Below are 19,891 nucleotides of genomic sequence, written 5' to 3' on the forward strand. Positions count from 1 at the left end.
CCCTTATCGCGTACTCGTGACGACAGTCACAGTATGGTGATACCCTCCGTGCGGAGGAAGGAGGCCCCTCGAATGAGCCCCTTTACCGGCTCCGCGCCCCGCACGTCACGCTGGCAGCACCTGCGCCTGGACATCGACCAGGGCGTCGCCACCGTCACCCTGGCCCGCCCCGCGAAACTCAACGCCCTCACCTTCGGCGCCTACGCCGATCTGCGCGACCTCCTCGCCGAGCTCTCCCGCGAGCGCGCCGTCCGCGCCCTCGTCCTCGGCGGCGAGGGCCGCGGCTTCTGCTCGGGCGGCGACGTCGACGAGATCATCGGCGCCACCCTCGCCCTCGACACCGCCCGGCTCCTCGACTTCAACCGGATGACCGGTCAGGTCGTCCGGGCCCTTCGCGAATGCCCCTTCCCGGTCGTCGCCGCCCTCCACGGCGTCGCCGCCGGCGCCGGGGCCGTCCTCGCCCTCGCCGCCGACTTCCGGATCGCCGACCCCACCACCCGCTTCTCCTTCCTCTTCACCCGGGTCGGCCTCTCCGGCGGAGACATGGGCGCCGCCTATCTGCTGCCCCGGGTCGTCGGACTCGGCCACGCCACCCGCCTCCTCATGCTGGGGGAGCCCGTCCACGCGGCCGAGGCCGAGCGCATCGGCCTCCTCAGCGAGCTCACCGAGGAGGGCGCGGCGGGGGAGCGGGCCGCCGCCCTCGCCCGCCGCCTCGCGGACGGCCCGGCCCTGGCCCTCGCCCAGACCAAGGCCCTGCTGACCGCCGAGCTCGACATGCCGCTCGCCGCCGCGGTCGAACTGGACGCGGCCACCCAGGCACTCCTGATGAACGGCGAGGACTACGCCGAGTTCCACGCCGCCTTCACGGAGAAACGCGCCCCGAAATGGCGGGGGTGCTGACGGTGCCGGGCACGGACCGGCGCTCGGGGGCCGGCCCCGCCCGCGTCGCCGTCATAGGCGGCGGCCCCGGCGGGCTCTACGCCGCCGCCCTCCTCCTCCGCCAGGACCCGTCCCGCGAGGTCACCGTCTGGGAGCGGAACGCCCCCTCCGACACCTTCGGCTTCGGCGTCGTCCTCTCCGACGAGACCCTCGGCGGCATCCGGGACGCCGACCCCGTCGTGTACGAGGCGCTCCGCCGCGAGCTCGTCCGCTGGGACGACATCGACGTCGTCCACCGCGGCCACCGCACCACCTCCACCGGCCACGGCTTCGCCGCCCTCGGCCGCCGCCGGCTCCTGGAGATCCTGCACGCCCGCTGCGCCGAACTCGGCGTACGGCTCCGCTTCCGCACCGAGGCCCCGCCCGCCGCCGTCCTCGCCGCCGACCACGACCTGGTGATCGCCGCCGACGGCGTCCACAGCCACACCCGCGAGACGCACGCCGAGCACTTCCGCCCCCGGATCACCAGCCACCGCTGCCGCTACATCTGGCTGGCCGCCGACTTCCCCTTCGAGGCCTTCCGCTTCGAGATCGCCGAGACCGAACACGGCGTGATGCAGCTCCACGCCTACCCGTACTCCACCGACTCCTCCACCGTCATCGTCGAGATGCGCGAGGAGGTCTGGCGGGCCGCCGGCTTCCACGAGCTCGACGAGACCGAGTCCGCCGCCCGCTGCGCCAAGGTCTTCGCCGAGGCGCTCGGCGGCCGGGAGCTCCGCTCGAACAACTCCGCCTGGACCGCCTTCCGTACCGTCGCCAACCAGCACTGGTCGTACGGCAACACCGTCCTCATCGGCGACGCCGCCCACACCGCGCACTTCTCCATCGGCTCCGGCACCAAACTGGCCGTCGAGGACGCCGTCGCCCTCGCCGCAGCCGTCGCCGCCCACCCGGACCTCGACGAGGCCCTGGCCGCGTACGAGACGGAGCGCCGTCCCGTCGTCGAGTCCACCCAGCGCGCGGCCGGCGCCAGCCTGCGCTGGTTCGAGGAGCTCGCCGGGCACGTCGACCGGCCGCCCCGCCGCTTCGCCTTCGACCTGCTCACCCGCAGCCGCCGCGTCACCCACGCCAACCTGAAGCTGCGCGACCCGGCCTTCACCGCCGCCGTCGAGGAGGACTTCGGCTGCCCGCCCGGCACCCCGCCCATGTTCACCCCCTTCGAGCTGGGCGGACTGACCCTCCGCAACAGGGTCGTCGTCTCGCCCATGGACCTGTACGTCGCCGAGAACGGGGTCCCCGGCGACTTCCACCTCGTCCACCTCGGCTCCAGGGCCCTCGGCGGCGCCGGACTCGTCATGACCGAGATGGTCTGCGTGAGCCCCGAGGGCCGCATCACCCCCGGCTGCACCGGCCTCTGGACCGACGAACAGGCCGCCGCCTGGAGCCGTATCGCCGACTTCGTCCACGCACAGTCGCCCGGCACCGCACTCGGCGTCCAACTCGGCCACTCCGGCCGCAAGGGCTCCACCCGCCGCATGTGGGAGGGCATCGACCAGCCGCTCCCCGAGGGCAACTGGCCCCTCGTCGCCGCCTCGCCCCTCCCGTACCGGACCGGCGTCAACCAGACCCCGGCCGCCCTCGACCGCGCCGGACTCGCCGCCGTACGCGAGCAGTTCACCGCCGCCGCCCGCCGCGCCGCCCGCAGCGGCTTCGACCTCCTCGAACTGCACTGCGCCCACGGCTACCTCCTCTCCTCCTTCCTCTCCCCGCTCACCAACCACCGCACCGACGCCTACGGCGGCGACCTCACGGCCCGGCTGCGCTACCCCCTCGAAGTCTTCGACGCGGTACGGGAGGCCTGGCCGGCCGACCGCCCCATGACCGTCCGGATCTCCGCCACCGACTGGGCCGAGGGCGGCACGACCGCCGAGGACGCCGTCGAGATCGCCCGTGCCTTCGCGGACCACGGCGCCGACGCCATCGACGTCTCCACCGGCCAGGTCGTCCCCGACGAGGAGCCCGCCTACGGCCGCTCGTACCAGACCCCCTACGCCGACCGCATCCGCAACGAGCTCGGCGTCCCGGTGATCGCGGTCGGCGCGATCTCCTCCTGGGACGACGTCAACTCCCTGCTCCTGGCGGGCCGCGCCGACCTCTGCGCCCTCGCACGCCCGCACCTCTACGACCCGCACTGGACCCTGCACGCGGCGGCCGAGCAGGAGTACCGGGGCCCGGCCGCCCCCTGGCCCGCCCCGTACCGCGCGGGCAGCCGCCGCCCGCCCACCGGCCGCCGCGAATAGGGGTACGCCTGGACGCTCGCGTATGCGGGCGCGACGCGGAGCCATGGTCCGCGCACAACCACCGCCCTTGAATGAGGGCATGACAGAAAACAGGGGTGGCAAGGGTGTCGGGGCGGTCCTCGGCACGGCGGCGGTGGCGGCGGGACTGCTCGCGGGGGTGTGGTTCGCGTACGTCTGCTCGGTGATGCCGGCGCTGGCGCGCAGCGACGACCGGGTCTACGTCGAGGTGATGCGGAACATCAACGACGTCATCCAGAACCCGGTGTTCTTCACCCCGTTCTTCGGGGTGCCGGTCCTCACGGCGGTGGCCGCCTGGCAGCACCGCGCCGGCCGGGCGCGGGTCTGGACGCTCGCCGCGTTCGTCCTCGGCCTGGCGGTCCTCGTGGTCACCTCGGCGGCGAACGTTCCCCTCAACGACGCCCTCGCGGCGACCCAGGACCCGACCGCCGCCCGCGCCGCCTTCGAGACCCCGTGGGTGGCGTGGAACCTGGTCCGCGCGGTCCTCGGCACGGCGGGCCTGGCCTGCCTGCTGAGGGCGCTCGCCGTACGGAACTGACTCCTCTTCAGGGCCCTCAGGGCGTCCGCAGGGTGGCGAGCGCGGTGCGGAGGAGGAAGGCTTCGGCGCGGTCCCAGGTCCAGCCGTTCTCGGCGACCAGGGTGCGCCAGCCGCCCGGGCCGAACCAGAACCACAGGAGGTCCGCCGTCTCCTCCTCGGGGCGGGGGGCCGGCGCCAGGGTGTGCAGGTGGTGCGCGGCGGTGCGGAGGGCGGTGCGGTAGTCGGCGGTGGCGCGCTCCCACAGCGCCTCGCCGTCCTCGTGCGAGGGCAGCGCCTTGTGGATCGCCTCGTGCACGGTGAACATGCCCTCGTTCCCCGCCCGGGTGCCGCGGGCCAGGGCCCCGAGGGCCGCCTCCGGGTCCCGTTCGGCGAGTACGGCGCCGATCGCCCGCTCGTAGCCGGAGGCCCGTACGGCCGTGTCGACGATCTCGTTGAGGATGTCGCTCTTGCTCCCGGCGCTCGCGAAGACGGCCTTCGCGGAGATGCCCGCCCCGGCCGCGATGTCCGCGACGGTCACCCGCCCGTAGCCGCGTTCGGCGAACAGCCGGGTCGCCGACCGGAGGATCTCCGCTCGCGTCTGGGCGGCGGCCTGCTCCCGCCGGGGCGAGACGTACTTGCGTGTGGTCGGCATGGGGCCAGCCTAGTCGAGGAAGTGCTCGACCTATTCAATAGGTGGTGTGTAACCTGAATATCGGTCAGGGCGGAGCACCGCCCCCTGCGCGAGAGGAACCGAACCGATGGGAATGTCACCCGAGGACGCGGCCCGCGGACTCTTCACGGTCCTGGCGACCGGAGACGCGGCGCTGGCCGCGGAGGTCGTGCACAAGGACTTCACCAACCGCGAGGCGGTCGTCTCGCCCGCCGCCTGCTCGCTCCCCGGGCCGGCGGGCGCGCTGGCGTCGGGCGCCTGGCTGCGCGCCGCCTTCACCGACCTGAGCTTCCCCGTCACCGACCTGGTCCGCGACGGCGACCGGGTGTGGATACGGCTGCACATGCGGGGCCGGCACACCGGCCCCTTCGTCCACTACCGGGACGGCATGCTCCTCCAGGCGATCCCGCCCACCGGGGCCGAGATCGACTCCGAGCAGGTCCACCTCCTGCGCCTGCGGGACGACAAGGTCGTCCGGCACGAGGCGGTCCGCGACGACCTCACCCTGGTCGGGCAGCTCGGCATGTTCCCCCCCGGCCCCACCGTCCAGCTCATCCAGGACTGGCACGCGACCGAACGCGCGGCCCGGGCCGCTTCCGTGATCGCCGAGGCCGCGGAGAAGGCGGCGGCCACCGCCCGCGCGTACGCGCGCGGCTGAGGGAGCGGCCGGTTGTCCGCCGTGGGCCCGGGTCCGTGCCGTCCGCCGCTTCGCTACTGCGGACCCGGGCCCGGGTCCGTGCCGTCCGCCTGCTTGCGCCGGTAGTGGGTCCGGCCCTTGGCGGAGTTGCCGCAGGTGGCCATGGAGCACCAGCGGCGGCGGCCGCCCCGGGAGCTGTCGAGGAACACCCAGCCGCACCGCATGCCGGGGCAGACGCGGGTGCGTTCCAGCGGCAGCTCCCGCAGCAGGTCGAAGGCCCGCAGGGCGAGTTCGTGGTGGAGGTGGTCGAGCCCCGACGTCCCGACGTCGACCCGGAGCTCCGGAGCGGTTCCGTGGAAGGTGAGGCGCGCACGGGCGACCGCCTGCTTCCAGTGGGTCTCCACCCGCTCGACCGCCTCCGCCGGGGCCGGGGCGTCCTGGTGGATCAGCGCCGTGAGCAGGTCGTGCAGGGCCTCGCGCAGCTCGCGGGTGCGGGCCAGCGCCTGCTCGGCCCCGTCGGGATCGGACTCGGCGAGCCGTCGCAGGGCGGTGAGGTCGGCGGGGGCGAAGTGGCCGGTGAGGGCGGCCCACTCCAGCAGGCGCGGATAGCCGTCGAGCCAGTCGACGGACTCCGCGTCGCGCGCCGTCACCGTGTTCACGAGGTCGATGACGACGTGCCCGCCGACCAGGTCGCGGGGCCTGAAGGTGTGGGGCCGGATGGTCGCCGTCACGCCTGACCGCCTTTCACGCTTGCCTTCTTGCCTTCTTCAATCCAACCAGTGTACGGATGTTATCCGGTTGGAACAGCATTCCGGATGGACCGGATGGACCGGATGGATAGGAGAAGCCCATGGCCGCCGCCACCGTCGAGCTCATCACGGCCCCCTGGAACCTCGGCCTGCGACCGCCCGCCCCGGGGCGCGAGCCAGGAACCTGGCGGACCCCGCGAGCACTCCTCTCGGCGGGCCTCGGGGAACGCCTGCGGCCGGCCCGGGTGGTGGAGCTCGACCGTCCGCCGTACGAGTTCGACGCGCAGCCGGCGACCCGCATCCGCAACGGGGTCACCCTCCGCGAGCACACGCTGCTGCTCGGCGAGGCGGTCCACGCCGCGCTCGCCGCCTCCCGGTTCCCGGTGGTCCTGGGCGGCGACTGCAGCATCCTGCTCGGCTGCCTGCTCGGCGCCCGGCGCCACGGACGCTGCGGACTGGTCCACCTCGACGGGCACAGCGACTTCCGGCACCCCGGCAACCACGACGCCGGTGCGCTCCTCGGCTCGGCCGCCGGAATGGACCTGGCCCTGGCCACCGGCCGGGGCGAACTGCTGCTCACCCACTGGCCCGAGATCGGCCGGCCGCTGGTCGCCGACGAGGACGTGGTCCAGATCGGCGACCGTGAGGAGGGCGAGGGGAACCCACCGGCCACACCCCCGGTCACCCGGTTCACCGCCCGGGAGATCCAGCGGATCGGCGTGGCCGAACTGGGCGAGCGGGTCGTCCGCCGCCTGGAGGAGCGCGGGCTCGACCGCGTCTGGCTCCACCTCGACCTCGACGTGCTCGACGAGCGCGTCCTGCCCGCGGTGGACTCCCCGGGCCGCCCCGGCCTGGACTTCCCCCAGCTGTCCGAGCTCGTCTCGACCCTGACGGCCACCGGCCGGGTGGCCGGGCTCGACGTCGCCATCTACGACCCGGAACTCGACCCGGACGGGGTGTACGCCGCCCCCGTCGTCGACTGCCTCGCCCACGCCCTGACCCCGCTCGCGACCGTGGAGGCCCACGCATGAAGACCCTGCTCGCCGACGGCCCCAGCCCCCTGTACCCGACCGAGATGGAGCAGTTCGGACGCCTGACCGGACAGTGGGCGACCCTGATCACGTACCACCCCGCCGACGGCTCACCGGCCCGCCACGTCGACGGCGCCTGGGAGTTCGGCTACGCCCTGGAGGGCAGGGCGGTCGTGGACGTCTGGCAGTGGCCCGGGCGCGAGGAGCTCCCCGCCGAGGGGCGCGCCGCCGACCAGGAGTGCGGTCTGTGCGTACGGATCTGGGATCCGCGCCTCCAGCTGTGGCGGTTCACCTTCCACGGCACCGCCCGCGGCGACGTGGTGCAGATGTACGCCCGCGGGATCGGCGACGAGATCGTCATGGAGCGCGCGGTCGGCGGCGACCTGGTCCGCTGGACCTTCGCCGACATCACCGCCGACAGCTTCCACTGGCGCAACGAACGGTCGACCGACGGCGGCCGCACCTGGCGGCTCGACCAGGAGGTCGACGCCCGCCGCGTACGGTGACCCAGGGCCTGTCCGCCCCCGATCCGCCGGCCAGGACCTAGTCCGACAGGAACGGCCGGACGTACTCCGCGCCCCGGTCCCGCAGCAGTTCGTGCAGGGCCGTGAAGACCTCCGCCGAGCGGCGGCCCGGCCAGTCGTCCGGCAGGAGCTCCGCCGGGAGCACCGGGTCCGCGTAGGGGAGGCGGCGCCAGGAGTCCAGGGCGAGGAGATAGTCCCGGTAGGCGTCCTCGGCGCCCGCCGGGGCCGTCCGCCAGGCCCGCAGGACCGGTTCGTGGGCGGCCAGGAACTCCTCGTGGAGCCCGGCGATCGCCGGCAGGTCCCACCAGCGGGCCACTGCCTCGGCCGTCGCCGTGTACCCCAGGTGGTCGCCGCGGAAGAGGTCCACGTACGGGGAGAGCTCCAGGCGCTCCAGGGCGTTCCGGGTCTCCTCGTACAGCCGGGCCGGCGCGATCCAGACGCCCGGCGCCGCCGTGCCGAAACCGAGCCGGGCGAGTCGGGACCGCAGCAGGTGCCGCTTGTGCCGCTCGGCCTCCGGCACCGAGAAGACGGCCAGGACCCAGCCCTCGGACAGCTTCGGCTCCGTACGGGCGTAGATGCGGCGGTCGCCGTCGTCCAGGAGCCGGCGGGCGTCCTCCGAGAGGGAGTATCCGGCGGCGCCGTCCGCCGTCCGGCCCGGCAGCAGTAGCTCGCGCCGCTTGAGCCGCGACACCGAGGAGCGCACCGAGGGCGCGTCGACGCCGAGCACGCCGAGCAGCCGGATGAGCGCGGCCACCGGCACCGGCGACTCGTCGGGCGCACGGCCGTACGCGCCGTAGAAGGAGACGATCAGGGATCGGGGAGTGTGCTGCTCGGCCACGTGATCACTTTAGGCCGTACGCAGATCAGACGGGGTCCCGCAGCAGGAAGCGCTGCAGTTTGCCCGTCGCGGTGCGGGGCAGGGCGTCGAGGAAGACGATCTCCCGGGGCGACTTGTACGGGGCGATGCGGGTGCGGACGAAGGCCCGCAGCGCGGCGGCGGTGCTCGCGTCGCGCGGCACCCCGTCCCGTACCACGGTGTACGCCACGACGACCTGGCCGCGCAGCTCGTCCGGGCGGCCCACGACCGCCGTCTCCACCACGTCGGGGTGGTCGAGGAGGACCTCCTCGACCTGGGGTCCCGCGATGTTGTACCCGGCCGAGATGATCATGTCGTCGGCCCGTGAGACGTAGCGGAACCAGCCGTCGGGTTCGCGGACGTACGTGTCGCCCGTGACGTTCCAGCCGTCCCGTACGTACTCCTCCTGGCGCGGGTCGGCGAGATAGCGGCAGCCGACCGGGCCGCGCACCGCGAGCAGTCCCTCCTCGCCGTCGGGGACGGCTTTGCCCTCGCGGTCGACGATCCGGGCCTGCCAGCCGGGCACCGGACGCCCCGTGGTGCCGGGGCGGATGTCGCCGTCGGCGGCGGATATGAAGATGTGCAGCAGCTCGGTCGCGCCGATGCCGTTGATCAGGCGCAGACCGGTCCGCGCGTACCAGGCCTTCCAGGTCGCCTCCGGCAGGTTCTCGCCGGCCGAGACGCAGCGGCGCAGCGAGGCGGTCTCGGGGGCGACGCCCTGCTTGAGCTCGTCGAGCATGACCCGGTAGGCCGTCGGGGCGGTGAACAGCACCGTCACCCGGTGCCGCTCGATCGCCGCGAGCAGCTGCTTGGGGCCGGCCTGTTCGAGGAGGACCGCGCTCGCCCCGGCCCGCAGGGGGAAGACGACGAGCCCGCCGAGGCCGAAGGTGAACGCGAGCGGCGGCGAGCCGGCGAAGACGTCGTCGGGCAGGGGGCGCAGGACGCGCGCGGAGAAGGTGTCGGCGACGGCCAGGACGTCCCGGTGGAAGTGGACACAGCCCTTGGGCTGCCCGGTCGTGCCGGAGGTGAAGGCGATCAGGGCCACGTCGTCGGCGGCGGTCGCCACCGCCTCGTACGGGCCGGGGCGGCGTTCGGCGAGGGCGAGCAGGTCGTCCGGTCCGTCCCCGCCGAAGGGGGTGATCCGGAGCCCCGGTATCCGGGCCGCGAGGAGCTCGTCGAGCACACGGGCGTCGCAGAGCGCGTGGGTGCACCGGGCGACCTCGGCCATCACGGCCAGCTCGGGCGCGCGCTGCTGGGCCAGAACGGTCACGGCGACGCCGCCGGCCTTCATCACGGCGAGCCAGCAGGCGGCCAGCCAGGGCGTGGTGGCGCCGCGCAGGAGGACCCGGTTGCCGGGCAGCACCCCCAGGTCGGCGGTGAGGACGTGGGCGATGCGGTCCACCCGGTCGCGGAGCTCCCCGTAGCTCCAGACGTTGCCCTCGCCGTCGTGGAAGGCGGGCCGGTCGGCGCCGAACCGCTCCACCGTGCGGTCGAGGAGTTCGGTGCCGCAGTTGAGCCGATCGGGGTAGACCAGTTCGGGGAGGTCGAAGACGAGACGGGGCCAGAGGCCGGGCGGGGGCAGCCGGTCCCGGGCGAACGTGTCGAGGTGGGCCGAAGGTGTCAGCTCCATGAGTCCGTCCCCCTGTCGTGGTGGGGTCGTCCGTCGCTCGACGAGCGTATCGTGTTGGTGACGACAGTCAACGGTTCGCGACAAGGGTGCTCGTGGACACCCGGACGAAGGCGCCGCACGGCGCCGCGGCACGGGCGCCGGAGGGCGTCAGGACCAGGCCGCCGGACGGCGCAGGGACCAAGGCGCCGGAGGGCGTAAGGACCAGATCGCCGGAGGGCGTCAGAGCCAAGGCGTCGGAGGGCGTACGGACCAGGTCGCCGGACGGCGTCAGGACCAAGGCGCCCCACGGCGCGGGGACCAGGACGCCGCAAGGCGTCAGGACTAGGGCGCCCGAGGGCGTCAGAGAGGGCCCACATGCCCGCATTCTCGCTCGATCCGGCACAGACCACCTGGTGTGCGCAGCTCAGCGAGCTCGCCGCCGAACGCCTCAAGCCCCTCGCCGACCAGGGCGCACCCGGCCGGGTCAACCGCCCCCTGGTCGCCGCCCTCGGCGAGCTCGGCCTCCTCGCCCGCCTCTTCGAGGCCGGCGCCCTCGACCTCTGCCTCCTGCGCGAATCCCTCGCCCGGACCTGCACCGAGGCCGAGACCGCCCTCGCCCTCCAGGGCCTCGGCACCCACCCCGTCGCCGCCTTCGGCACCCCCGCCCAGCGGGCCCGCTGGCTCCCCGAGGCCACCGCCGGACGGGCCGTCGCCGCCTTCGCGCTCTCCGAACCGGACGCCGGCTCCGACGCCGCCGCCCTCGCCCTCGAAGCCGTCCCCGACGGGCGCGGCGGCTGGCGCCTGCACGGCGAGAAGCGCTGGATCTCCAACGCCCCCGAGGCCGACTTCGCCACCGTCTTCGCCCGCACCACCCGCGGCGCCGGAGCCCGCGGCGTCACCGCCTTCCTCGTCCCCGCCGACCGGCCCGGCCTCGGCGGGGAGCCGCTCGACATGCTCGCCCCGCACGCCCTCGGCACCCTCACCTTCGACGGCGTCCCCGTAGGCCCCGAGGACCTCCTCGGCGCACCGGACCAGGGCTTCCGGGTCGCCATGAACACCCTCAACCTCTTCCGGCCCAGCGTCGGCGCCTTCGCCGTCGGCATGGCCCAGGCCGCCCTCGACGCGGCCCTCGCCCACACCGCCGCCCGTCCCGCCTTCGGCGGCGTCCTCGCCGACCTCCAGGCCGTCTCGCACCGCGTCGCCGAGATGGCCACCCGCACCGAGGCCGCCCGCCTCCTCGTGTACGCGGCGGCCGTCGCGTACGACGAGGGCGACCCGGACGTCCCCCGGCGCTCCGCCATGGCCAAGCTCCTCGCCACCGAGACCGCCCAGTACGTCGTCGACGCGGCCGTCCAGCTGCACGGCGCCCTCGCCCTCCAGCGCGGCCACCTCCTGGAACACCTCTACCGGGAGGTCCGCGCACCCCGGATCTACGAGGGGGCGACGGAGGTCCAGCGCACGATCATCGCGAAGGAGCTGTACGCGAAGGTGCCGACCGCCAAGTCCATCGAGGAGCCGACCCCATGACCCTGCACCGCCACAACCCCGCGGAACTCTCCCCGCCCACCGGCTTCTCCCACGCCGTCACCGCCACCGGCACCCGGCTCGTCTTCCTCGCCGGGCAGACGGCCCTCGACACCGAGGGCAAGGTCGTGGGGGAGGACCTCACCGAGCAGTTCACCACCGCCCTCGGCAACCTCCTCACCGCCCTGCGGCACGCCGGCGGCACCCCCGCCGACCTCGCCCGCGTCACCGTCTACACCACGGACGTCCCCGGCTACCGCGAGCACGCCCATGAACTGGGCCGGATCTGGCGCCGGTTGGCGGGCCGCGACTACCCGGCGATGGCCGTCATCGGAGTCGTACGCCTCTGGGACGAGCAGGCGCTGGTGGAGCTCGACGGCTTCGCGGTCCTGGACGAGCCGGCACCTGCTTGATCAACTGGTCACCCGAGTGGACCGGGCTTAGTGTCGAAAGGTGGACTGACCGGCCCACGGCTCACTCACCAGGCGAAGTCCGAGGCGCCACATGAGTACACCCAAGCCGACGACACCGGAACAGACCGCCACCCCGAAGAAGGGCAGTGACGGCAAGGGCATCGCCCTGTTCGTGATCGCGTCCTGCCAGCTGATGGTGGTCCTCGACATCACGATCGTGAACATCGCGCTCCCGCACATCCAGAGCGCACTGCACTTCTCCACGACCAGCCTGTCCTGGGTCGTCAACGCCTACACGCTCACGTTCGGCGGCCTGCTCCTGCTCGGCGGGCGCGCGGGCGACATCCTCGGCCGCCGCCGTGTCTTCATCTTCGGCGTGCTGCTCTTCGGACTGGCCTCCCTCTTCTGCGGACTCGCGCAGAGCGAGTGGCAACTCCTCGCGGCCCGGTCACTCCAGGGCGTCGGCGGCGCGATAGCCTCGCCGACCTCGCTCTCCCTCATCACCACCACGTTCGACGAAGGCCCGGAACGCAACCGGGCCTTCGGCGTCTTCGCGGGCGTCTCGGCCGGCGGCGGCGCGATCGGCCTGGTGGCCGGAGGCATGCTCGTCCAATGGCTCGACTGGCGCTGGATCTTCTTCGTCAACGTCCCGATCGCCATCGTGATCGCGGTCCTCACACCGCGTCACGTCAAGGAGTCCGAGCGGCACCCCGGCCACTTCGACTTCGCAGGTGCGGTGACGGCGACGCTCGGCATGGTGGCGCTGGTGTACGGATTCATCCGGGCCGCGCAGGAGGGCTGGAGCGACCCCTACACGATCGGCTCGTTCGGGGCGGCGCTCGTCCTGCTGTCCGCGTTCATCCTCATCGAACGGCGCTCGCAGCAACCCATCACGCCCCTGCACATGTTCGCCGACCGCAACCGCTCGGGCAGCTACGTCATCATGCTCTGTCTGGCGGCGGCCATCTTCGGGATGTTCTTCTTCCTCACCCTGTTCGTGCAGCAGGTGCTGGGCTTCAGCCCCCTGACGACGGGCCTCGCGTTCCTGCCGGTCAGCGCTATCATCGCGGTCGGCGCGGGCTTCACGTCCAACCTGCTGCCCAGGTTCGGCCCGAAGCCCTTCATGGTGACGGGCTCGCTGCTCACCGCGGTCGGCCTGTCCTGGCTGACGCTCACCGATGTGAACTCCACCTACGCGGGCAGCATCCTCGGGCCGATCCTCGTCTTCGGTCTCGGCATGGGCCTGATGTTCGTCTCGCTGACCATCATGGCGCTGTCGAACGTCGAACCGAAGGAGTCCGGGGCCGCGTCCGGTCTGCTCAACGCCACGCAACAGGTGGGCGGTTCGCTCGGCCTCTCGATCCTCGTGACCGTCTTCGGCACGGCCAGCCGCAACGAGGCGGAGAAGCAGGTCCCCTCCTTCCTCTCCCAGGCCGGCCCGCTGGAGAAGGCCCAGTTCGCCAAGACCGGCCAGCTCCCACCGCCCTGGAGCGACCAGATCCTCGCCACCGGCGTCTCCGCGGGCTTCGTCACGGCGGCGATCTTCGCCGTGGTCGGCGCCCTGGTCGCCCTGTTCGTGATCCAGGTCCGCCCCTCGGACATCGAACGCCTCAAAGGCGGCGCGATGATGCCGGGCGCGGGCGCCTGAGCGCTAGCCGCCGGGCCGCAGCTCGGCGTACGGCCGCTCGGGACAGGGCGCGTCGGGTGGCGCGAGCTTCAGGTAGACGGTCCCGAACTGCGGGTTCTCGACCGTCTTACCCGGCTCGGGATCCTGGAAGCAGACCTTCCACGGATCCGCGACACCGGGCAGCTCCACATCGGAGTACGCACTCTCCGGCTCGACCTTCCGGAACCCGATCGGCCCGAGCGTCTCACCGGCCCGCCCGAAGGTCATACCGGTGACGGCGGGCATGGCGGGCCAGGGAATCTTCTCCCCGTCGGCACGGGGACAGGGCGCCTCGACCCGCACCACCCCGAGATCGAGCACGGGCCGCCCACCACTGCGCTGCCCCGCGGAACCCTGAAAACACACCTTCCAGCCACCGACGTCCCACTGCCGGGCGTCCTGGTCGGAGGCATCGTGCGACACGACGTCGAACCCGGCGGCGGAGGCCTGCTCCTTCGCGTCCTCGAGCCGCTTCCCCACGAGCGAGGGAGGCCCGGAAGGCTTGGGCCGGGCGGACGCGGACGCGGAGACGGTGACGCTCGCTGCGGGCGGCCCGGCCTTCTCTTCGGACGCGCGGCCCCCGTCTCCGTCTCCGCCTCCGAGGCGGGACAGCACGAACCCGAGGCCCGCGAGCACCACGACCACGACGAACAGGGGATGCCGCCACCAGGGCCGCGAAACCGGCCGGGGCGGCAGTGGGGGCGGCGGGACGGCGGCGTTGGGATCCACGCCGGGATCGTAGCCACGCCCCGGACGCCACGACTCGGCTTTCCAGGAACGGGACCTGACATCGGCCTCAGTCAGGGACGCCCGCGCCGATCCCCGCGGGGCACAGGGGCACGGGGACTTCGTCGGTGTCGCCCTCCGGGATGCCGATGACCTCGACTGTCACCCCTCGAACCGCCAGCGCCTTCGCGGTCTGTGCGGTGGTGATCTGGGAGAAGCCGAAAAGGGACTCCGGGGTCAGGTGCTCGCGGTTCTTGAGCTGCATGGCGAGGACGATCCGCCGGGGCGTGAAGTCCTCCGGAAGCGCACGCGTGCCACCGCTGAGGCGGGCGACCTTCGCCGTGAACTCCGCACGGACCTGCGCGGATTCCTGGAGGAGCTCCACCGCCACCCTGGCCTGGCTGAACAGGTGGCTCAGCGGGCCCGAGCCGCTCGCGCGCTTGACGAGGACCAAGGTGCCGTCGGGCATGAGCAGGTCGCAGATCTCGACCTGATCCCTCCGCTGGAGGGGATTGCCGACGTTCTTGGTGTCGAGACACAGCCAGCCCGGCAGCTCGTCGGCCACCCTGTTGTTGTACGCGTTCTCGGACTCTCCCTTGAACCAGGCCGGCAGGAAGACGGAGGGCAACGGAGGGAACAGGGCCGCCACGGCGGCCCGGCACTCCGCCACGTAGCCCACACCGGCCTCGTACCACTCGCCCTCCAGGAGGAAGAACCGCCTGGAACCGAGAGAGACGTCGGCTTCCAGCCAGCTCAGTGCGGCGGTGGCGGCGAGCGTGTCGACGGCACCTGCCCGGCGGTCCCTGGCCAGAGTCACGGTCCCCTCGCGCAGCACCTCGACGCGTCGGCCGGGCAGTGCGAGCCGGGCCCGCGTGAGCACGTAGTCGAGATCGAAGTCGTCGGAGCGCCGTGCGTCGGCGCTGTTGATCCGCGTCATGTACGCGGTGGCCTCCGCGTACGCCACGTGGTGATCTGCGGGGACGGACGCGGAGATCCGTCCGTCGGCTGCCCGGCCGAGGCGGTCGTCCAGATCCCGGTCGAGGGCGTCGAGGTCCGCGGGGTCGCTGACCGGAACGATGTGGTCGACGAACTCCAGCTCCTGGTGCGGGATGTCCTCGCGGCAGATCTTCGCGATGGTCCGCAGATCGGAGACGAGAGCCTCGGGTTCGATCCCCAGGGCGATCTTCAGCCCGCATCCGCCCTGCGCGCTGACGGCCTTTCCGCGCTTGTACCGCGAGCGGGTGAGGGGGAGGTCGTCGAGGTATCCGCCCAGGCTACGCACGATCCGGGAGTGGTCGCGGATGCCGAGCATCGGGACCGGTACCCCGCTCGGAACCAGGGAGATGTCGGTGCGGGCCTGACCGAGAGACCTCGAGACCGCCCCGCGGATCATGCTCGGGTCCATCTGTCGGATGGCGAAGGAGAGACCGAAGCGCCTGTCCTTGAGGCCGTCGGGGATCAGCCGGTACCCCTGGTCGCAGCCTAAGGCGTACACGGTGCCGTCGATGGCGAGCAGGAGGAGGGCGGCGGTGCGGCGGACGCTCTCCGCGACCGTGATGCCCGTGGTACGCGCCATGGGCTCGCACCACGGTGCCTCGGTGCTCTCCATTCCGCAGGTGATGTACACGGCGGGCACCGCCATGGCGTGGGGGAAGTGGAGATCGGCCCCCAGCCTGTCCAGGAGTTCGTGGTCGAGGGCGTCCAGCATGGCTTCCGGCGTGGGGTTGACGCCGGACAGCCGGTAGACGGTGCGTACCGCGGTGTTCGATGCCAAGGCGAGCCTCCATGGACCGGTGAGCGCAGATTGCCAGGTACACGAGAGAAGATGACATGAGTATGTGTGCACTGTCAACAGACTGTCTACTGGAGGAGTGGTGTCGGTCCGTGTACGCTGGGCGTATGACGGATACTGCGACTTCACCGGCCGGGCCTCTGGTCACCGGTGCGGAGATCGCTCGACTGGCCGGCGTCACTCGGGCTGCTGTCTCCAACTGGCGGCGGCGCTACGACGACTTCCCCGCGCCGGCCGGAGGCGCGGCGAACAGCCCGCTCTTCGCGCTGGCGGAAGTCCAGGCCTGGCTGGACAAACAGCGCAAAGGTCAGGAGATGTCACCCGAGGTCGAGCTGTGGCAGGCCCTGCGGGCCGCCTACGGCGACCAGATGGTGGCGGGCCTGGCAGTGGTGGCCGCGGAGTTGGCCGGACAGCCCGCCCCGGAGCTGCCGGACGACATCGCCCCCCGGGTCCGGGAGCTCGTGCGCACAGAGGCGCCCCTCGACCTCGTGAACGGACTGACCGAACGGTTCATGGACTCGGCCCGGCGTGCGGGATCGGACCAGGTGACCGGCGAGCGCGTGGTGCGTGCCGTGTGCCACTTCGCCCCCGAACTGCCTCCCGAGGCCGCGGTCTTCGATCCCGCCTGCGGCATCGGGGTACTGCTCCTGTCCATCGCCTCCGAGACCGGCACGTACTGCCACGGCCAGGAGGCGGACGCCGACAGCGCCCGTTTCGCGCAGCTCCGCGCGGACCTGCTGGGCCGATCGGACGTCCGCATCGTGGCAGGGGACTCCCTGCGCGCGGACGCATGGCCGGATCTCAAGGCGGACCTGGTCGTCTGCGACCCGCCGGCCGGCGTGACCGAGTGGGGGAGGGACGAGCTGCTGCTCGACTCGCGCTGGGAGCTCGGCACCCCGTCCAAGGCCGAAGGCGAACTCGCCTGGCTCCAGCACGCCTACGCGCACACCGAGCCCGGTGGCCACGTCCTCATGGTCATGCCCGCATCGGTCGCCTACCGCAAGGCGGGCCGCCGCATCCGGGCGGAGCTCGTTCGCCGGGGCATCCTGCGCCAAGTGGTCGCCCTGCCGCCGGGGACAGCAACCTCCCATGCCCTGCCCGTCCATCTGTGGTGCCTGCAGCGACCCGAGGGCACGGGGAACACGGACACGAACCGCACGGTGCGCATGGTCGACCTGACCGGCAACAGCCCCGACGGTAGCCTGGACCCACGCCCCGGCCAGGTCGCCGACGTGCCCTTGATCGAACTCCTCGACGACACGGTCGACCTCACCCCCGGCAGCCATCTCCGTTCCCGGGACCGCGACTATCCCCGTGAGTACGCGGCCCTGCGCGAGGAGCTGGAGGACCGGATCCGCCGGCTCACCGCCCTTCTGCCCGAGCTGGCCGCGGGCGCGGGACCGGGCTCGCTGGACGGCGCGACCACCAGCGTCGCGGATCTCGCCCGCGCCGGACTCGTCGCGTACGAGGGTTCGGAACCGGTCTCGGCCAGCGAACAGCTCGACACGGACTACCTGCGGGGATTCCTACGCAGCCCCGTCAACACCCGCCGGTCCACGAGCTCCAGCGGAACGTATCGCCTCGACGCCCGGGGTTCGCGCATCCCCCGCATGGGCATCGACGACCAGCGCCGCTATGGCTCGGTGTTCCGCGCTCTGTCCGCATTCGAGGAGGGGATGAGCAGGATCGACGAGCTGAGCCGGCAGCTTGCCGAAGTCGCCCGCGAGGGGCTGGCCGCGGGAGCCCTGGCGCCGGAAAAGTGAGCACGGTGCGGGGCACACGCCGACAGTCGCCCCGCACCGCTGCACCCCTGGAGCCGGTCAGGTCAGCGGTGGCAGAAACGGGCTGGGCGTTCCGCTCCATGTCACGCTCAGCGATTCGCGCGCACGCGTGCAGGCGACGAAGAGCAGACAGCGTTCCCGGAGCAGATCGGCCTCGTGCTGGAGCGGGTCCGCCTCACGAGGGGTGACCTCACGGGCGAACGGCACACTGCCCTCGCCGACGCCGAGGACGGACACCGCCCGGAACTCAAGACCCTTCATCGCGTGCATGGTCGCAAGCCGTACGCCCGGCGCCCCCGGGATGACCTGTCCCTTGACCCGGACCGCCGGGACGCCGGAGGCCCTGAGCTTCTCCTCGGCCGCGTCCAGGGAGAGGTTGAAGCGGGCGCACACGCCGATCTCGTGCGGCGCGAGGCCTCCGGCTAGCAGCGCCTGGACCCGGTCCACCAGGGCGTCCGTCTCCTCCTGCCGGGTTCCGTACCCCTGGACCTGGGGACGGCGCCCGTGGAGCAGGGAGCGGTATCCGGTCAGGGAGTCCGTTCCCTCACCTTCGAGCGCGCCGACGGTGACGGGCGCCAGGAGTCGCGCCGACCAGGCGAGGATCTCCTCGGTGGAGCGGTAGTTGACGCGCAGACGATGGCTCCGGCCGACGGTGGCGATGCCCAGCGAGCCGAGCGACACCCGGGAGTCGTAGATGCGCTGGTGCGGGTCACCCGTGACGAACATGTCGTCGGGACCCGGAGCCGCGGCGGCACGCAGCACCCGCCACTGCGCGGGGTGCAGGTCCTGCGCCTCGTCGACGACGACATGCGTGTACGGAGCCGGGGCACCGGCCAGGAGCTCGGCCGCACGGGCGCAGACCCGCAGATGAGTGGTCTCGCCCCGGTCGCGCAGCAACTGCTCGAATCGCGCCACACCGCTCCACGCCTCCCGGCGACGGGCGGGCCCCATGCCGGTGCCGCGGCCGCGACGGCTCGCGCCGAGGTAGGCGTCGAGATCGCGGATGTCCTGACCGAGGACGATGTGGCGGTACTCCTGGGCGAGGAACCGGGAGGTGAACGGCAGATCGAGCTGCTTGACGGCCTTCTCCCACAACTGCCGCTGCTCCCTGTCCCCGATCGGACGGGGCGCCGTCCCCGATCTCGTGCGCACGACGCCGTTCGCGTAGGCGTCGACCGTCGTCACGTCGACCCGCGACAGCAGTTCCTCGTCTCCGTCGAGGAGCAGGCCGAGCATGTCGCGCAGTCCGGCGGCGAGCGCGTTCGTGTACGTGGTCAGCAGGATCCGGCTGTCCGCACCGCGTCCGAGGAGATGCTTGACGCGGTGCAGGGCGGCGACGGTCTTGCCCGTCCCCGGCCCACCGGTGACCTGGACGGGACCCGCGTACGAGGTGCGGTAGGCGACGCGCCGCTGGGAGGGGTGGAGAAAGACCCGCCAGGCGTCGAACGGCTTCTCCAGCACCTCCGCCAGCTCCTCCGGGCCGGTGACCAGACGGATGCGCGCCGAGGTGTTCGCGATGACCGTGGCCAGGTCCTCGACCGGCTCGGCGGGGGCGTCGGCGGGGCGGCGGACGGCGACGACATCCCGGTAGACCTCGTCCGGGCCGAAGCCCTCGGCGAGGTACTGCAGTACCTCCAGCTGATCCTCGGGCAGCAGGGTGGAGAAGGCCTCCAGCTGGGCCTTGTCCACCAGGGAACGTGCGGCGCGCAGTACCTGGTCGTCGATGCCGAGCTCGCGCAGGGTGCCGTCGGAGACGTGCGCGAACAGCAGCGTGGGCGCCTGGGCCGCAGCCGTCTCGTACAGGGGCGTCAGCGCGTCCAGCGCTGCGGCGTCACGTACCTCGAGGGCCCTGGTCGCGGAGTTCGCGCTGTACAGACGCTTCGCCGCCCACGTGTAGGCGTCGTCGTGCGGCAGCACGTTGACCAGCAGGAACACATCACTGCCGTCGTCGGGAGCGAGCACGACGCCCCGCCAGAAGTCGGTGATGCGGATGGTGCGCATGCGTGCGTCACGGGCATTGACCACCGACTCCAGGTGCAGGCCCTTGTCGGCGTTCAGCTCGGCGGCGCTCAGGGCCTGGAACTTCCCCATGGCCTTGCGCACACCGGCTCGCACCGGCTTCTCCAGCATGTCGTACCCGTCCCAGAAGCTCTGGGCGAAGGCGAGCCGGGGCATGGTGTCCCTTCTTCTCCGTGTGAC

At 72.6% G+C, this 19,891-nt stretch carries 17 protein-coding genes; 10 read left to right on the plus strand and 7 right to left on the minus strand.

Annotation, left to right across the window (positions count from 1 at the left end):
• The first annotated feature begins 72 nt into the window (after positions 1 to 72).
• The 3 genes from CCN56_RS19760 to CCN56_RS19770 all read left to right on the plus strand — a co-directional run bounded on the left by CCN56_RS19760 (position 73) and on the right by CCN56_RS19770 (position 3,735).
• Complete coding sequence (locus tag CCN56_RS19760) at positions 73 to 900, plus strand: enoyl-CoA hydratase family protein (protein WP_041131741.1); 828 nt, start codon at positions 73 to 75, stop codon at positions 898 to 900.
• Positions 885 to 3,179: a bifunctional salicylyl-CoA 5-hydroxylase/oxidoreductase gene (locus CCN56_RS19765; RefSeq protein WP_086828605.1), complete on the plus strand. Its 2,295-nt coding sequence runs from the start codon at positions 885 to 887 to the stop codon at positions 3,177 to 3,179. Before CCN56_RS19760 ends, CCN56_RS19765 begins: the two co-directional genes overlap by 16 nt.
• A gap of 79 nt (positions 3,180 to 3,258) precedes the next feature.
• Positions 3,259 to 3,735, plus strand: coding sequence for a DUF1772 domain-containing protein (locus CCN56_RS19770; protein ID WP_086828607.1), 477 nt, complete (start codon positions 3,259 to 3,261; stop codon positions 3,733 to 3,735).
• Positions 3,736 to 3,751: 16 nt separating this feature from the next.
• On the opposite strand, the gene CCN56_RS19775 is transcribed toward CCN56_RS19770, so the two are convergent.
• Positions 3,752 to 4,366, minus strand: coding sequence for a TetR/AcrR family transcriptional regulator (locus CCN56_RS19775; RefSeq protein WP_086828609.1), 615 nt, complete (start codon positions 4,364 to 4,366; stop codon positions 3,752 to 3,754).
• A gap of 106 nt (positions 4,367 to 4,472) precedes the next feature.
• On the opposite strand from CCN56_RS19775, the gene CCN56_RS19780 reads away from it, so the two are divergent.
• Positions 4,473 to 5,042, plus strand: coding sequence for an ester cyclase (locus tag CCN56_RS19780; RefSeq protein WP_086828611.1), 570 nt, complete (start codon positions 4,473 to 4,475; stop codon positions 5,040 to 5,042).
• Between the two features lie 53 nt (positions 5,043 to 5,095).
• Here the strand turns inward: CCN56_RS19780 and CCN56_RS19785 are convergent, their stop codons facing one another.
• Complete coding sequence (locus CCN56_RS19785) at positions 5,096 to 5,752, minus strand: CGNR zinc finger domain-containing protein (protein ID WP_086828613.1); 657 nt, start codon at positions 5,750 to 5,752, stop codon at positions 5,096 to 5,098.
• A gap of 119 nt (positions 5,753 to 5,871) precedes the next feature.
• Here CCN56_RS19785 and CCN56_RS19790 point away from each other — a divergent pair, with 119 nt between their 5' ends.
• A complete protein-coding gene (locus CCN56_RS19790; protein WP_086828615.1) occupies positions 5,872 to 6,801 on the plus strand; it encodes an arginase family protein in 930 nt (309 codons plus the stop codon).
• Complete coding sequence (locus tag CCN56_RS19795) at positions 6,798 to 7,307, plus strand: hypothetical protein (RefSeq protein WP_086828617.1); 510 nt, start codon at positions 6,798 to 6,800, stop codon at positions 7,305 to 7,307. The genes CCN56_RS19790 and CCN56_RS19795 overlap by 4 nt, the downstream gene beginning before the upstream one ends.
• Before the next feature lie 37 nt (positions 7,308 to 7,344).
• On the opposite strand, the gene CCN56_RS19800 is transcribed toward CCN56_RS19795, so the two are convergent.
• Together CCN56_RS19800 and CCN56_RS19805 are read right to left on the minus strand one after the other, a co-directional pair.
• Entirely contained in the window at positions 7,345 to 8,163 is an 819-nt protein-coding gene (locus CCN56_RS19800; RefSeq protein ID WP_086828618.1) for a PaaX family transcriptional regulator C-terminal domain-containing protein, read from the minus strand.
• 25 nt (positions 8,164 to 8,188) lie between these two features.
• Entirely contained in the window at positions 8,189 to 9,811 is a 1,623-nt protein-coding gene (locus tag CCN56_RS19805; RefSeq protein WP_086828620.1) for an AMP-binding protein, read from the minus strand.
• Between the two features lie 354 nt (positions 9,812 to 10,165).
• Here CCN56_RS19805 and CCN56_RS19815 point away from each other — a divergent pair, with 354 nt between their 5' ends.
• The 3 genes from CCN56_RS19815 (at position 10,166) to CCN56_RS19825 (ending at position 13,375) form a co-directional block, all read left to right on the plus strand.
• Complete coding sequence (locus CCN56_RS19815; RefSeq protein ID WP_086828622.1) at positions 10,166 to 11,317, plus strand: acyl-CoA dehydrogenase family protein; 1,152 nt, start codon at positions 10,166 to 10,168, stop codon at positions 11,315 to 11,317.
• A complete protein-coding gene (locus tag CCN56_RS19820; protein ID WP_086828644.1) occupies positions 11,314 to 11,727 on the plus strand; it encodes a RidA family protein in 414 nt (137 codons plus the stop codon). The genes CCN56_RS19815 and CCN56_RS19820 overlap by 4 nt, the downstream gene beginning before the upstream one ends.
• A 91-nt stretch (positions 11,728 to 11,818) precedes the next feature.
• Positions 11,819 to 13,375, plus strand: a complete 1,557-nt coding sequence (locus tag CCN56_RS19825; protein WP_086828624.1) for an MFS transporter — start codon at positions 11,819 to 11,821, stop codon at positions 13,373 to 13,375.
• A 3-nt stretch (positions 13,376 to 13,378) separates the two neighbouring features.
• On the opposite strand, the gene CCN56_RS43280 is transcribed toward CCN56_RS19825, so the two are convergent.
• Together CCN56_RS43280 and CCN56_RS19835 are read right to left on the minus strand one after the other, a co-directional pair.
• The gene (locus CCN56_RS43280; protein ID WP_179199909.1) at positions 13,379 to 14,122 is read right to left on the minus strand and encodes a PASTA domain-containing protein; all 744 of its coding nucleotides are present in this window, start codon (positions 14,120 to 14,122) and stop codon (positions 13,379 to 13,381) included.
• Between the two features lie 67 nt (positions 14,123 to 14,189).
• The gene (locus CCN56_RS19835) at positions 14,190 to 15,893 is read right to left on the minus strand and encodes a TIGR04141 family sporadically distributed protein (RefSeq protein ID WP_086828628.1); all 1,704 of its coding nucleotides are present in this window, start codon (positions 15,891 to 15,893) and stop codon (positions 14,190 to 14,192) included.
• A 125-nt stretch (positions 15,894 to 16,018) separates the two neighbouring features.
• On the opposite strand from CCN56_RS19835, the gene CCN56_RS19840 reads away from it, so the two are divergent.
• Positions 16,019 to 17,674 carry an N-6 DNA methylase gene (locus tag CCN56_RS19840; RefSeq protein ID WP_086828630.1) on the plus strand — a complete coding sequence of 552 codons (1,656 nt, stop codon included), beginning with the start codon at positions 16,019 to 16,021 and terminating at the stop codon, positions 17,672 to 17,674.
• Between the two features lie 57 nt (positions 17,675 to 17,731).
• On the opposite strand, the gene CCN56_RS19845 is transcribed toward CCN56_RS19840, so the two are convergent.
• A complete protein-coding gene (locus tag CCN56_RS19845; protein ID WP_086828632.1) occupies positions 17,732 to 19,867 on the minus strand; it encodes a UvrD-helicase domain-containing protein in 2,136 nt (711 codons plus the stop codon).
• Positions 19,868 to 19,891: the final 24 nt, after the last annotated feature.

The organism is Streptomyces sp. NRRL B-24572, from assembly GCF_002156145.1.
Taxonomy (GTDB): domain Bacteria; phylum Actinomycetota; class Actinomycetes; order Streptomycetales; family Streptomycetaceae; genus Streptomyces; species Streptomyces vietnamensis.

Coding starts and splice junctions, on each gene's coding strand:
- CCN56_RS19820 (WP_086828644.1), top strand. CDS start 11,314: ATGACCCTGCACCGCCACAACCCCGCGGAACTCTCCCCGCCCACCGGC.
- CCN56_RS19815 (WP_086828622.1), top strand. CDS start 10,166: ATGCCCGCATTCTCGCTCGATCCGGCACAGACCACCTGGTGTGCGCAG.
- CCN56_RS19845 (WP_086828632.1), bottom strand. CDS start 19,867: ATGCCCCGGCTCGCCTTCGCCCAGAGCTTCTGGGACGGGTACGACATG.
- CCN56_RS19760 (WP_041131741.1), top strand. CDS start 73: ATGAGCCCCTTTACCGGCTCCGCGCCCCGCACGTCACGCTGGCAGCAC.
- CCN56_RS19775 (WP_086828609.1), bottom strand. CDS start 4,366: ATGCCGACCACACGCAAGTACGTCTCGCCCCGGCGGGAGCAGGCCGCC.
- CCN56_RS19805 (WP_086828620.1), bottom strand. CDS start 9,811: ATGGAGCTGACACCTTCGGCCCACCTCGACACGTTCGCCCGGGACCGG.
- CCN56_RS19790 (WP_086828615.1), top strand. CDS start 5,872: ATGGCCGCCGCCACCGTCGAGCTCATCACGGCCCCCTGGAACCTCGGC.
- CCN56_RS19795 (WP_086828617.1), top strand. CDS start 6,798: ATGAAGACCCTGCTCGCCGACGGCCCCAGCCCCCTGTACCCGACCGAG.
- CCN56_RS19765 (WP_086828605.1), top strand. CDS start 885: ATGGCGGGGGTGCTGACGGTGCCGGGCACGGACCGGCGCTCGGGGGCC.
- CCN56_RS19780 (WP_086828611.1), top strand. CDS start 4,473: ATGGGAATGTCACCCGAGGACGCGGCCCGCGGACTCTTCACGGTCCTG.
- CCN56_RS19770 (WP_086828607.1), top strand. CDS start 3,259: ATGACAGAAAACAGGGGTGGCAAGGGTGTCGGGGCGGTCCTCGGCACG.
- CCN56_RS19825 (WP_086828624.1), top strand. CDS start 11,819: ATGAGTACACCCAAGCCGACGACACCGGAACAGACCGCCACCCCGAAG.
- CCN56_RS19840 (WP_086828630.1), top strand. CDS start 16,019: ATGACGGATACTGCGACTTCACCGGCCGGGCCTCTGGTCACCGGTGCG.